Genomic DNA, 12,269 nt, shown 5'->3' on the forward strand with positions numbered 1-12,269 from the left:
GGCGACGGCGTGAGCTGGAAGCCGCTGACCGTGCTCGACGTGGCCGGCCATGAAATGAGCCACGGCGTCGCCCAGGCCGCCGCCAACCTGGCCTACTCCGGCGACGCGGGCGGTCTGAACGAAGCCAACTCCGACATCAACGGCACCATGGTCGAGTTCTTCGCCAACAACGCTTCGGATCCGGGTGACTACCTGATCGGCGAGGAGGTCTACATCTCCAACCCGACCGGCACCAAGGCGCTGCGCTGGATGTATGACCCGGCGAAGGACGGTTCGTCGCGCAACTGCTGGTCGACCAGCGTCGCCTCGCTCGACCCGCACTACAGCTCGGGCGTGGGCAACCACTTCTTCTACCTGCTGGCTGAAGGCAGCGGTTCGAAGGTGTTCGGTGGCGTGACCCACACCTCGACCACCTGCAACGGCTCGTCGATCACCGGCATCGGCCGCGACGCCGCTTCGAAGATCTGGTACCGCGCGCTGGACGTGTACTTCACCTCCAGCACGACCTATCCGCAGGCTCGCGTTGCGACGCTGAACGCTGCTGCCGATCTCTACGGCAACGGCTCGGCCGAGTACAACGCCGTCGCCGCGGCGTGGAGCGCGGTCAGCGTCAACTGATCGAAGCTGCCAAGGATGGCCCGCGAAAGCGGGCCATCTTCATTACATCCCCCGCTCCTCTGAACTCTTAAGGAAAGTGGAATGAAACTGATCAATGTCGTTTCCTGCTCGGCGCTGCTCGCCGGCACCATCGCTGCAGCCGTCACGGCGCAGCCCTCCACCAAGGCCAACCCGCTGCGCGTCAGCGTGGTCGCCGCCCAGGCCTCCAACGGCGGCTTCCTCGGCGCCGTCGACGTCGCCATCACCAACACCAGCAACCACACCGTGCGCGTGCCGAAGTGGGAGCTGCCGTCCGACTTCATGGAAGCCAAGCTGTTCCAGGTGAGCCGTGACGGCCAGCCGGTGGAGTACGTCGGCCAGATGGCCAAGCGCGGCCTGCCCAAGGCCGAGGACTTCGCGATGCTGCGCGCCGGCGAGACCCTGCGCACCACCGTCGACCTGTCGGGCAGCTACGACATGTCCAAGAGCGGTGACTACACCGTCACTCTGATGTCGCCGCTGCAGCACGCTTCGCTGTCGAACGGCGAAATGCTCAAGCACGACAACGGCCTGCCGATGACCATCCAGTCCGCGCCGCTGCGCCTGTGGGTCGATGGCAGCGACATGCTCGCCAAGGGCGGCACCACGGCCATGCGCAAGCCGCCGTCGGGCGGTGGCACGGTCGTCAACGGCGTCACCTTCGTCGGTTGCTCGACCACGCAGATCAGCCAGGCCGGCCAGGCCGTGGTCGACGCACGCACCTATACCGAAAACGCCAAGGGCTATCTGAACGGCGGCACGGTCGGTGCGCGCTACACCACCTGGTTCGGCGCCTACACCTCGGCACGTTACTCGACCGCCAACCAGCACTACGTCTCGATCGACGGCGCGATGGACCAGAGCGGCGGTCAGATCAAGATCAACTGTGGTTGCAACGGCACCGAGTACGCCCATGTGTATCCGAACTCGCCGTACGAGATCTTCGTCTGCCGCGCCTTCTGGCCGGCGCCGGCGATGGGTACCGACTCCAAGGCCGGTACGCTGATCCACGAAATGAGCCACTTCACCGTCGTAGCCGGCACGGACGATTGGGTCTACGGGCAGGCAGGGGCCAAGAACCTGGCCAACACCAACCCGACCAACGCGCTGGATAACGCCGACAACCACGAATACTTCGCCGAGAACAACCCGTTCCAGAACTAAGCGAAGCGCTACAAGTAAACGGCCCGCGCAAGCGGGCCGTTTGCCATGGGCCGATTGGATCCAGGCCCCCCGTTTAAACAGCTGTCCCCCGCAAACCAGAAGGAGCATGGAATGAAGCTGATCAACGTCGTCACCTGTTCTGCCCTGCTTGCCGGCACGATTGCCGCGGCTGTCTCCGCTGCACCGTCGACCAAGACCAATCCGCTACGCGTCAGCCTCTTCGCCGCCAAGGCATCCGACGGCGGCTTCCTGGGTGCGGTGGATGTCGCCATCACCAATACCAGCAACCACACCGTGCGTGTGCCGAAGTGGGAGCTGCCGTCCGATTTCATGGAAGCCAAGCTGTTTCAGGTCAGCCGCGACGGCCAACCGGTGCAGTACGAAGGTCCGATGATCAAGCGCGGCCTGCCTCAGGCCGAGGATTTCGCGATCCTGCGCGCCGGCGAAACCCTGCGCGTCACCGTCGACCTGTCCAACAGCTATGACATGTCCAAGAGCGGTGACTATGTCGTCGCGCTGGCGTCTCCGCTGCAGCACGCATCGCTATCGAATGGCGAGATGCTCAAGCAAGGCAACGGCCTGCCGATGGCCATCCAGTCGGTACCGCTGCGCCTGTGGGTCGATGGCGCCGATGTGCTCGCCAAGGGTGGGCAGGCAGCCAAGGGCAAGCCCGGCGGCGGTGGCGGCGGTACGGTCGTCAATGGCGTGTCGTACGTCGGTTGCTCGACCACGCAGATCGATGGCGCCGGCAAGGCCGTCGTCGAAGCACGCAACTACGCGGAAAATGCCAAGGGCTATCTCAATGGAGGCACCGTGGGCGCGCGTTACACCACGTGGTTCGGCGCCTACACCAGCTCGCGCTATTCCACCGTCAACCAGCACTTCGTGAACATCGACGCCGCCATCGACCAGAACAACGGCCAGATCAAGATCAACTGCGGCTGCAGCCAGAGCTATTACGCCTACGTCTATCCGACGCGCCCGTATGAGATCTTCGTCTGCCGCGCATTCTGGTCGGCACCGCTGACCGGTACCGATTCCAAGGCCGGTACGCTGATCCACGAAACCAGCCACTTCAACGTCGTAGCCGGCACCGACGATCACGTCTATGGCCAGGCGGGCGCCAAGAACCTGGCGATCACCGATCCAGCCGCCGCGATCGACAACGCGGACAGCCACGAATACTTCGCCGAGAATCACCCGTCGCAGAACTGAGCGGGTTCCACTTCGCTCATGAAGACGGCCCGCGCGAGCGGGCCGTTTTCTTTCCAGCGCATCGGCAGCCCTAAACGACAACGGCCCGCGAAAGCGGGCCGTCGTACAAACCGGATCGCGCGGGCGATCAGTGGTGGTGGCCACCCTCGCCGTGCACGTGACCGTGCTCGACTTCTTCAGCCGAGGCTTCGCGCACGTCGACGATCTCGATCGCGAAGTGCAGGTCCTTGCCAGCCATCGGGTGGTTGAGGTCGACGTCGACCACGCTCATGCCGACCTTCTGGATGGTCACGGCGCGCGGGCCGAAGTTGGTCTGCAGGATCACCTGCATGCCCGGCTCCAGGCGCTGGCCTTCGAAATGCTTCTTCGGGATGCGCTGGGTCAGGCCTTCGCGCTTCTCGCCATAGGCTTCCGCGGCGGCGACGTCGGCGTCGAACTTCTCGCCAGCCTCGCGGCCTTCCATCGCCTTCTCCAGGCCCGGGATGATGTTGCCGTGGCCGATCAGGATCACCAGCGGATCGCGGCCTTCGGAGCTTTCCAGCGGTTCCTGGCCTTGTTCGCTGACGGTGTAGTGGAAGCTGACGACGCGGTCTTTCTCGATCTTCATTGCTGGACTCGGTGATGGGCCGGATGCGGCCGATGTGACGTGCCGGCGCCTTGCCGGCAGCGGCGGGAACGGCCAAGCTTCGGTGCGTGAAGACGCAATTCCCGAGCCCCGCCGACGGAGCCGCGCATTATCCCGGCAACCCCCGCGCCATTCCAGCGCGCGCGTGGCTTCCGGTCCTGATTGCGGCTCTGGCAACGACAATCCTGGTCACCGGGTGTGGCGGCGACAAGTTGGTGCGCCAACCCTTGCCCGCGCATCGCAACTGGCCGGTGGTGCGACCGGCCGACCCGGTCCGGGCCAACGCGGTGCTGATGCGGGCAATCAGCCTCGTCGGCACCCCCTACCGCTACGGCGGCAACACACCGGAAAGCGGCTTCGATTGCAGCGGCCTGGTGAACTACGTGTACCGCGACATGCTCGACGTCCGACTGCCCCGCACCTCCCGCGAACTGGCCGCCTGGCAGGGCCCGCGCATCGCGCCGGAACGGTTGGCCGCGGCCGACCTGGTGTTCTTCGGGGTCGGCAACACGGTCAGCCATGTCGGCATCTATGTCGGCGAAGGCCGCTTTGTCCATGCCCCGAGCACCGGCGGCACGGTGCGCCTGGACCATCTGGACGGCCCTTACTGGCGCGACCACTACAGCGGGGCACGGCGAGTCCTGAACTGAGTCGGATGCTCGGTTTTGCCAACTCAGACTTCCGCGTTAATTAATTTTTAACTTTTTCTGAACATTCGGGCCTCCCCGGCTAGGCATCATCGCCCTCGGTTTTCGATCAGTGATGCCGCGTGACGACCCGAAACAACGGCCGCCCTGCTGCTACAACTCCCTCCCGGCGCGCCCGGGCATGGCTTCGTCTCTCTCTTGCGCTGGCGCTGTGCGCCCCGGCGCTGATGGCGTTCGCCGGACCGACTGACGACGGGGCTCCGTTCCCGGCGAAGCACAAGACCACCGAACAACCTGGGGCACCGGCCGCCAAGATCGAGAAGGTCGAAGCCAAGCCCAGCTTCTCCGACCGAGCCCTCGGCTTGGCCGCCAACGTCAACAGCCTGCTCGCACCGGCGATGTCGCTGGACCTGCCGGTCCTGGACGCTCTGGATCTCCCCGCCGAAGCGATTGGTACTCCGGTCGCCGGCGACAGCAAGATCAAGAGCGTGCTGCAGAAGGCGCTTGCCCTGCTCGGCACGCCCTATCGCTGGGGCGGCACCGACCCGGACAAGGGCTTCGACTGCAGCGGCCTGGTCGGCTACGTCTTCCGCAACGCGCTGGGCATCGAGTTGCCGCGCGTGTCCCGCGACATGGCCAAGAATGGCGAGCTGATCACCGACCGTACCAAGCTCGCCGCCGGCGACCTGGTGTTCTTCGGCCGCAAGGGCCGGGTCAACCACGTCGGCATCTATGTGGGCGACGGCCGCTTCGTCCACGCGCCCAGCCGCGGCAAGGACGTGACCGTCTCCAGCCTCGACCAGGGTTACTGGAGCGGCCGTTTCATGCAGGCACGCCGGGTCGCGGTCGACGGCGGCTGAGATCTCCGCCTCGCAAAGTGAAAAGGCCGCCCTGGGCGGCCTTTTGTTTTTCCGGCGGAGAGCAAGGTCAGTCCACGGCGACGCGATAGCGTTCGACCGTCTGCTCGATGCCCTTGCTCAGCTCCATCACTTTCATCGCGTACTCGGCCAGGCGCTGGTCTTCCTCGCTGGCGATCTGCAGCGGCGGTACCGGCATGGGCTTTCCTTCCACGGCATCGAGGGCGACAAACACGATCACGCAGTGCGTGCACAACCGCGGCTCCCCGCCGGCGATCGGATCGGCCGCCATCACATCCACAGCGAAGTGCATGCTGCTCGTGCCGGTGTGCACCAGCTTGGTCGAGATCGTCACCAGGTCGCTGATGCGGATGGGGGCCACGAAGCGTATTCCACCCACCGCGACCGTCACCGAGTAGCGTCCGCTCCAGCCGACCGCCGCCGCGTAGCCGGCCTGGTCGATCCACTTCATCACCATGCCGCCGTGCACCTTGCCACCGTAATTCACATCGGTGGGTTGGGCCAGGAAGCGCAGGGTGAGTTCGCGTTGCTGTCCGCTCATGGTCGGTCCGTGCGGGGAAAGGACGTCAGTGTGCACGCTTGCGGGCACGCGCGCGCATGCGCAATGCTGCGAGCTCTTCGGGGAAGGAGCAAAGCAGATGGGGCGCACGATCCTGGGCATCCTGGCGGGGCTGGTTCTCGCATGGCTGGTGATGTCGGTAGCCGAATTCGGCAGCCTCGTACTGCATCGTCCGCCGCCGGGAGTGGATTTGCGCAACCCGGAAGCACTGGCGCTGCACATTGCCGCTGCGCCCTGGTCGGCCATGCTGGTGGTGGTTGCCGGCTGGGTGTTGGGCGCCTTTCTGGGTGGCTCGGCGGCTGCACGAATCGGCCGGCATCGCCGCGCGGCGGCGCTGGTGATCGGAGCGCTGGTGGTGCTCGGTGTCGTTGCGAACAACATGATGATTCCGCACCCGTTGTGGATGACGATCGCTGGTATCGCATTGCCAATTCCAGCCGCGTGGCTCGCGGCGCGACTGGTGCGCACGAAAGCGATGCCGAACGGGTAACGCAGGCCCTCCATAGCAGTCCTCAGCATTACCGCGATGCCTTCATGTCGCGCGTATGCATGTCAGTACGCGCGCCGCTACGCACTGGTTCGGCACCGTGCAATCGGAGAAACTCCGACGCTCTCCCCCCGCACTCATCCCAAGCACAATGCTGGTTCGCGCCCTTACGTTTGCCTGCCTGCTTTCCCTTGTTCCCAGGCCTTCGCGGCCGAACCGGTACTGCCGCAACTGCAGGCCTACCAGGCGGACGATTACTGGCGCCAGCCGACGCCTCCGTTCCAACTGGGCGATCACACCTGGTACATCGGCACCGAAGGCATTACCGCGCTGCTTGTGAAAACACCGGAAGGTGCGGTGCTCATCGACGGCGGCTTGCCGCAGGCGGCGGACATGCTGCTGGCGCACATGAAGGCTCTCGGCATCGCGCCGCACGAGCTGAAACTGATCCTGCACAGTCACGCCCACGTCGATCATGCCGGCCCACTGGCGGCGATCCGCAACGCAACCGGCGCGCGCCTGGTCAGCAACGCTGAATCCGCTGCGCTGCTGGCGCGGGGCGGCAGCGCCGACCTGCAGCACGGCGACGACGCCGGGATGCTGTTTCCGCCGGTGCAAGCCGATCGACTGGTACTCGATGGTGAAGTCGTCGAACTGGGCGGCCTGCGCTTCGTCGCCCACTTCACTCCCGGCCACACACCCGGCAGCCTGAGCTGGACCTGGACCGATACGCGTAACGGCAAGCCATTGCGCATCGCCTACGCCGACAGTTTGAGCGCGCCGGGTTTTCGCCTCGTCGACAATCCGCGCTACCCGCACATCATCGAAGATTACCGTCATAGCTTCGACGTGGTCCGCAACCTGCCCTGCGATCTCCTGATCACGCCGCACCCGGACGCCAGCGGCTGGACGCCCGCCAACACGGCCGCGCCGCACTCCACACCGACGACATGCCGTGCCTATGCCGACGGCGCGCAAGCCCGCTTCGACAAGCAGTTGGAAGCGCAGCGCAAGGAGCAGCGCTGATGCCGTACACCCCGATCGTCGCCACGCTGGGCTACGTACTCTCGCCCGACGGCAACGAAGTGCTGATGGTCCATCGCAACGCGCGCCCGGACGATCACCAATTGGGCAAGTACAACGGCTTGGGCGGCAAGATCGAGCCGGATGAAGACGTCCTCGCCGGCATGCGCCGCGAGATCCATGAGGAAGCCGGCATCGACTGCGTGGAACTCTCGCTGCGCGGCACGATCAGCTGGCCCGGCTTCGGCAAGCAGGGCGAGGACTGGCTGGGCTTCGTCTTCGTCATCACCCGTTTCACCGGCACACCGTTTGAGCGCAATGCCGAAGGTCCGCTGGAATGGGTGCGGCGCGACCGCCTGCTCGATCTGCCGATGTGGGAAGGCGACCGTCAGTTCCTGCCGCTGGTCTTCGACGACGACCCTCGTCCGTTCCACGGCGTGATGCCGTACCGCGACGGGCGGATGGTGTCGTGGCGGTATTCGCGGGCCTGAGGCAGACCCGCGGCATTCCCAAGCCAACTGCAGCAACGCCAAAGCGCCCGCGTCACGGCGTCGGCTTGGAGGTCTCTCCGGGGTCGACGTGTTCTTGGTGATGAGTGATGCCCATTGGCCATCGATGCGCACGTTGTTGGCGCCGCGTGCCTCACTGCTCCTTCGGCGCGACTATGTATTCCATGTTGACCGACGCCGGCGCGGTCTCGACGAAGCCGTACTTTTTGTAGAGGTACTTGGCGTCTCCATCGGCAACCAGGGTGACGTAAGCGGATGGTTCGGCGTTGACGCGCAGCCAGGCGTCGAGCGCGCTCATGATGAGCTTGCCGAGCCCCCGCCCCTGATATGCCGGAGCAACGGCGATGTCGACCACCGTATAGAAGCAGCCGCCGTCGCCGATGATCCGGCCCATGCCGATCACTTCCTCGCCACAACGCAGGCTGACCCCGTACAGCGTATTGGGCAGACCTTTGCGCGCGGCTTCGAGCGTCTTGGGCGACATGCCGGCCTGCGCACGCAGGCGGCAATAGTCGTCGGCCTCGGGGAAACGCTCGACCAACTGGACTTCGTGTTCGGCCATTGCCATCTCTGAAACCTTCCGGGGGCCGAGCGCCCCGCGATTATCCTGCTGCGGCACGGGAGAAAGACGCGTGAGGTTGGCGTCCGTGACAACCGCCAGACGATGCACCGATCGGGGGAGCCTCGCCGCCTTCGCTCAGGCACTTTCCTTGCCGATGCCGCTGGGTATTTCCGCGGCCTCGCCTTCGGCAACACCGACGTTGCTGGATGCCGCTTCGTACACCTCGCGGTCCAGCAATCCGGTCTCCTTCGCGACCAGCACCGGCACCAGCATCTGCCCGGTCACGTTGGTCATCGTCCGCATCATGTCGAGGATGCGGTCGATCGCATAGAGATAACCGATGGCTTCCAGCGGCAGGCCGGCGGCACTCAGCACCACCGTCGCCATGATCACCGCGGTGCCCGGCACCCCAGCGGTACCGAAGCTGCCCAACACCGAAGCCAGAGCAATGATCAGGTACTTGTCGAACGTCAGGTCGATGCCCGCGTACTGGGCGATGAACACTGCCGCCAGCGCCGGATAGATCGCACCGCAGCCGTCCATCTTGATCGTCGCGCCCAGCGGCACTGCGAACGCGGCGTAGTCGCGATCGACGCCGTGGTTGTGCACCACGCTGCGCAGCGACACCGGCATCGCGGCAAAGCTCGACGATGCGACGAAGCCGACCTGCATGCCCGGCGCCGCACCGCGGAAGAACTTCAGCGGATTCAGGCCATGCGCCAGCAGCAGGCCGCTGTAGACCACGACGATATGGAAGGCACACGCGATGTACAGCGCGATCACGAAATGACCGAGTGGCTTGAGCTGCTCGAAGCCGTAACCACCGACCAGCGACGCGATCAGACCGAACGTGCCCAGCGGAGTGAACTCCAGCACGAAGCGGGTGACCTGGATCATGGTCTCGCTGGCTTCGCCGCAGAGCTTGCGCAGGTTGGCGGTCTTCTCGCCCAGCTTCACGAAGGCGAAGCCGATCAGGCCGGCGAAGAAGATCACCTGCAGCACGGTGCCGTTGCGCGGCACCAGCACCTTCATGCCATCGGCAGTCTTCGCCGTGTCCGCACCGGCCATCGCCGCGAACGGATTGGTCGGAATGATGTTGAACAGCACGTCGAGCACGCCCGGTGGCTTCTTCGGCACGTAGTCGGAAGCGACCTGCAGCGTGCCGATGTCGACGCCCGCGCCGGGCTTCACCACCCAGCCGGTCAGCAGGCCCACGCCCACGGCCAGAATGGCGGTGATCGCGAACCACAGGAAGGTGCGCCCGCCCAACGCGGCAATCGACTTCTGCCCGTGCAACGCGCTCACCGCGTTGATCACCGCGAAGAACACCAGCGGCACCGCGATCATCTTGATCAGGTTGACGTAGACGTCGCCCAGCGGGCCGAACCAGGTCTCTGCATCCTTGCCGAACAGCCAGCCGGCGAATGCGCCCAGCACGAAGCCGAGCACCACGCGTTGCCAGAACGGAATGCGCAACCAACCGGAAACCAGCTTCATCATCCAGAAGTCTCCATCGCGCCAGCCAGGCGGCGCCGCCAGGGAAGCCCGCACCTTAGCCGAGCCGGCGGGAGCGAGCGAGCCCGGTGGATGCAATTCGTCGTTCCAGCAACCCGGCGATGCGCCCCTAGCCCGCACCGCCAGTCGCCCGCCGCTGTCCATACGCATACGTCATGCGGCAATGACGAGTTGGCATAATCGCGAGGTTCCGGCGCTCGGCCGGTCCCAATCCGGCAGGTCTTCATGCATTCCTTGCGTGTCATCAGCATCGCTCTGGCTTCCACCCTGCTCGGCGCGTGCGCCAGCACGGCTCCCAGCACCGCCTCTACTACTGCATCGGCGTTCAACGTGGACGTGCCCACGATCAAGCGTCCCGCGGAAGAAACCCCGGACTGGTGGTTCCGCGACGGCGCCGCGCAGGCCGCCAAGCGCGGTGCGATGAATGGCCATGCGAAGAACGTGATTCTCTTCGTCGGCGACGGCATGAGCCTGACCACGGTCGCTGCAGCACGCATCCTCGAAGGTCAGCGCAAGGGCGGGCCTGGTGAGGAGAACCGGCTGGGCTGGGAAAACTTCCCCGCTACAGCATTCAGCAAGACCTACAACACCGATTCGCAGACGCCCGACTCCGCCGGCACCATGAGCGCGATGGCCACCGGGGTCAAAACGCGTATGGGCGTGTTGAGCATCGGCCAGAGCGCGAAGAAGGGCGACTGCGCCGCAGCCTTGAAGACGCCGATCCTGACGCTGTGGGAACTTGCCGCCAGCGGCGGCTTCGCCACCGGCGTGGTCACCACCACGCGCGTGACCCACGCGACGCCGGGCGCGACCTTCTCCCATGTGCCCGACCGCAACTGGGAAAACGACACCGAGATTTCCGAAGCCGACAAGCAGACCGGCTGCGTCGACATCGCGCGGCAGATGGTCGAATCGCCCTACGGCACCGGCCCCGATGTGCTGATGGGCGGCGGTCGCAACGAATTCATGACCGTCGAACAGCGCGACCCAGAAGAAGCCGACAAGGTCGGGCAGCGCCTCGACGGCCGCGATCTGATCGAAGCCTGGAAGCAGCGCCATCCTGCGGGCAGCTACGTGTGGAATGCCAAGCAGCTGCAGCAGGCACCGGACGATAAGCCGCTGTTGGCGCTCTTCAATTACGACCATATGGCCTTCGAGCACGATCGTCCGCGCGATGTTGCCGGCGAGCCCTCGCTGGCGGAGATGACCCGCGCCGCGATCACGCGTCTGCGCCGGAATTCCAACGGCTACGTGCTGCTGGTGGAAGGCGGCCGCATCGATCATGCGCACCACTTCGGCAACGCCTACCGCGCACTCACCGACGCCATCGCGTTCAGCGATGCGGTGAAGGCCGCAGACGCCATGACGTCCTCAGACGACACGTTGATACTGGTTACTGCCGATCACTCCCACACCCTGAGCTTCGTCGGCTATCCGGTGCGCGGCAATCCGATCCTCGGCAAGGTCAAGGGCAGCAGTGGCGAAGGCAGCAGCAACAGCGAATACGCACTCGATGCGCTGGGCCTGCCCTACACCACGCTCAATTACAGCAACGGTCCCGGTTACGTCGGCGCGGACGCGCAGGAAGACGAAGGTCCCAAGCATTTCCAGCACGAGCTCAGCGGCGCCGAGCCAGCCAAGCAGGGCCGCCCCAACCTGACCAAGGTCAACACCGAAGATCCGGATTACCTGCAGGAATCCGTCGCGCCGATGAACTATGAAACCCACGGCGGCGACGACGTCGGCATCTGGGCGCGCGGTCCGGGCAGCGAGGCGGTACGCGGCAGCGTCGAGCAGAACACGATCTACCACTTCATGCTGCAGGCGATGCCGGCACTACGCGCGGTCCTGTGCAAGGCCGGCGACTGCGACAGCAATGGTGTGCCGGTGCAGTTGCCGAAGCCGGAAGCATTCAAGCAGCAATAGCACGCCGGCAGATGCCGGCATGGAGGATGTGATGACGACCAATCGCGCCATGCCGGATGCCGAGCTGATTCCCGAGCTCGCCTACCGCGATGTCAAGGAAGCCGCCGCGTGGCTATGCGCGGCCTTCGGGTTTCGCGAGCGGCTGCTGATCGGAGGGCATCGCATCCAGCTGCTCTTTGGCCAACGCGGTGCGATGGTCGTGATCGAACTGCCGGCCGACGCGGTCAACGATGACCGCACGCACGCCGTGATGGTGCGTGTCGATGACCTCGATGCGCACCACGCCTGCGCGGTCGCGCATGGCGCAAGGATCCTGCGCATGCCTGCCGACTACCCCTACGGCGAACGCCAATACAGCGCCATCGATCCTGGCGGACACACCTGGACGTTTTCGCAGAGCATCGCCGACGTCGACCCCGCCAGCTGGGGCGGGGTTCTGGTGGAAGGATGAGCGTCATCCCTTCATGTAGGTCCGCGTCTGCGCGGACGCTTCTGGGATTGGTGCAAAAAAAGCGTCCGCGCA

At 65.2% G+C, this 12,269-nt stretch carries 14 protein-coding genes; 10 read left to right on the top strand and 4 right to left on the bottom strand.

The genetic code is table 11. The annotated features are described in order from the left end of the window. From ACYVGK_RS16325 to ACYVGK_RS16335, 3 genes are all read left to right on the top strand, one after another. Positions 1–618, top strand: a 618-nt coding sequence (locus ACYVGK_RS16325; RefSeq protein ID WP_460735645.1) for a M4 family metallopeptidase, incomplete at its 5' end; no start/stop codon positions are given. An 81-nt stretch (positions 619–699) separates the two neighbouring features. Further along, positions 700–1,800 (top strand): M35 family metalloendopeptidase, encoded by a 1,101-nt coding sequence (locus tag ACYVGK_RS16330; RefSeq protein WP_460735647.1) that lies wholly within the window; start codon positions 700–702, stop codon positions 1,798–1,800. Between the two features lie 120 nt (positions 1,801–1,920). Next, positions 1,921–3,015, top strand: coding sequence for a M35 family metalloendopeptidase (locus ACYVGK_RS16335; protein WP_460736107.1), 1,095 nt, complete (start codon positions 1,921–1,923; stop codon positions 3,013–3,015). 127 nt (positions 3,016–3,142) lie between these two features. Here the strand turns inward: ACYVGK_RS16335 and ACYVGK_RS16340 are convergent, their stop codons facing one another. Next, entirely contained in the window at positions 3,143–3,622 is a 480-nt protein-coding gene (locus ACYVGK_RS16340) for an FKBP-type peptidyl-prolyl cis-trans isomerase (RefSeq protein WP_460735649.1), read from the bottom strand. A gap of 86 nt (positions 3,623–3,708) precedes the next feature. Here ACYVGK_RS16340 and ACYVGK_RS16345 point away from each other — a divergent pair, with 86 nt between their 5' ends. Next, entirely contained in the window at positions 3,709–4,290 is a 582-nt protein-coding gene (locus ACYVGK_RS16345; protein WP_460735651.1) for a C40 family peptidase, read from the top strand. A gap of 224 nt (positions 4,291–4,514) precedes the next feature. Next, positions 4,515–5,147: a C40 family peptidase gene (locus ACYVGK_RS16350; protein WP_460735653.1), complete on the top strand. Its 633-nt coding sequence runs from the start codon at positions 4,515–4,517 to the stop codon at positions 5,145–5,147. A gap of 67 nt (positions 5,148–5,214) precedes the next feature. On the opposite strand, the gene ACYVGK_RS16355 is transcribed toward ACYVGK_RS16350, so the two are convergent. Further along, positions 5,215–5,706, bottom strand: a complete 492-nt coding sequence (locus tag ACYVGK_RS16355) for an acyl-CoA thioesterase (RefSeq protein ID WP_460735654.1) — start codon at positions 5,704–5,706, stop codon at positions 5,215–5,217. A gap of 97 nt (positions 5,707–5,803) precedes the next feature. Between ACYVGK_RS16355 and ACYVGK_RS16360 the strand changes: the two genes are divergently transcribed. From ACYVGK_RS16360 to ACYVGK_RS16370, 3 genes are read left to right on the top strand one after another with little or no spacing between them, the layout of a single operon-like run. Further along, positions 5,804–6,214 (top strand): hypothetical protein, encoded by a 411-nt coding sequence (locus tag ACYVGK_RS16360; protein WP_460735656.1) that lies wholly within the window; start codon positions 5,804–5,806, stop codon positions 6,212–6,214. A gap of 36 nt (positions 6,215–6,250) precedes the next feature. Beyond that, the gene (bla, locus tag ACYVGK_RS16365; protein ID WP_460735658.1) at positions 6,251–7,237 is read left to right on the top strand and encodes a subclass B3 metallo-beta-lactamase; all 987 of its coding nucleotides are present in this window, start codon (positions 6,251–6,253) and stop codon (positions 7,235–7,237) included. Continuing rightward, the gene (locus ACYVGK_RS16370; RefSeq protein ID WP_460735660.1) at positions 7,237–7,725 is read left to right on the top strand and encodes an NUDIX hydrolase; all 489 of its coding nucleotides are present in this window, start codon (positions 7,237–7,239) and stop codon (positions 7,723–7,725) included. The genes bla and ACYVGK_RS16370 overlap by 1 nt, the downstream gene beginning before the upstream one ends. Before the next feature lie 151 nt (positions 7,726–7,876). On the opposite strand, the gene ACYVGK_RS16375 is transcribed toward ACYVGK_RS16370, so the two are convergent. Both ACYVGK_RS16375 and ACYVGK_RS16380 read right to left on the bottom strand, forming a co-directional pair. After that, a complete protein-coding gene (locus ACYVGK_RS16375; RefSeq protein WP_460736109.1) occupies positions 7,877–8,305 on the bottom strand; it encodes a GNAT family N-acetyltransferase in 429 nt (142 codons plus the stop codon). Between the two features lie 135 nt (positions 8,306–8,440). After that, positions 8,441–9,802 carry a dicarboxylate/amino acid:cation symporter gene (locus tag ACYVGK_RS16380; RefSeq protein ID WP_460735662.1) on the bottom strand — a complete coding sequence of 454 codons (1,362 nt, stop codon included), beginning with the start codon at positions 9,800–9,802 and terminating at the stop codon, positions 8,441–8,443. A gap of 243 nt (positions 9,803–10,045) precedes the next feature. Here ACYVGK_RS16380 and ACYVGK_RS16385 point away from each other — a divergent pair, with 243 nt between their 5' ends. Together ACYVGK_RS16385 and ACYVGK_RS16390 are read left to right on the top strand one after the other, a co-directional pair. Then, positions 10,046–11,746, top strand: a complete 1,701-nt coding sequence (locus tag ACYVGK_RS16385; RefSeq protein ID WP_460735664.1) for an alkaline phosphatase — start codon at positions 10,046–10,048, stop codon at positions 11,744–11,746. Positions 11,747–11,777: 31 nt separating this feature from the next. Next, positions 11,778–12,197, top strand: a complete 420-nt coding sequence (locus tag ACYVGK_RS16390; RefSeq protein WP_460735666.1) for a VOC family protein — start codon at positions 11,778–11,780, stop codon at positions 12,195–12,197. The last annotated feature ends 72 nt before the right edge of the window (positions 12,198–12,269 follow it).

Source organism: Lysobacter tyrosinilyticus (genome assembly GCF_054779815.1).

Bases quoted from the DNA above. Each gene is read 5' to 3' on its own strand.
- ACYVGK_RS16330 (WP_460735647.1), top strand. From the start codon at position 700: ATGAAACTGATCAATGTCGTTTCCTGCTCGGCGCTGCTCGCCGGCACC.
- ACYVGK_RS16340 (WP_460735649.1), bottom strand. From the start codon at position 3,622: ATGAAGATCGAGAAAGACCGCGTCGTCAGCTTCCACTACACCGTCAGC.
- ACYVGK_RS16350 (WP_460735653.1), top strand. From the start codon at position 4,515: ATGGCGTTCGCCGGACCGACTGACGACGGGGCTCCGTTCCCGGCGAAG.
- ACYVGK_RS16355 (WP_460735654.1), bottom strand. From the start codon at position 5,706: ATGAGCGGACAGCAACGCGAACTCACCCTGCGCTTCCTGGCCCAACCC.
- ACYVGK_RS16360 (WP_460735656.1), top strand. From the start codon at position 5,804: ATGGGGCGCACGATCCTGGGCATCCTGGCGGGGCTGGTTCTCGCATGG.
- bla (WP_460735658.1), top strand. From the start codon at position 6,251: ATGCCTTCATGTCGCGCGTATGCATGTCAGTACGCGCGCCGCTACGCA.
- ACYVGK_RS16370 (WP_460735660.1), top strand. From the start codon at position 7,237: ATGCCGTACACCCCGATCGTCGCCACGCTGGGCTACGTACTCTCGCCC.
- ACYVGK_RS16375 (WP_460736109.1), bottom strand. From the start codon at position 8,305: ATGGCCGAACACGAAGTCCAGTTGGTCGAGCGTTTCCCCGAGGCCGAC.
- ACYVGK_RS16380 (WP_460735662.1), bottom strand. From the start codon at position 9,802: ATGAAGCTGGTTTCCGGTTGGTTGCGCATTCCGTTCTGGCAACGCGTG.
- ACYVGK_RS16385 (WP_460735664.1), top strand. From the start codon at position 10,046: ATGCATTCCTTGCGTGTCATCAGCATCGCTCTGGCTTCCACCCTGCTC.
- ACYVGK_RS16390 (WP_460735666.1), top strand. From the start codon at position 11,778: ATGACGACCAATCGCGCCATGCCGGATGCCGAGCTGATTCCCGAGCTC.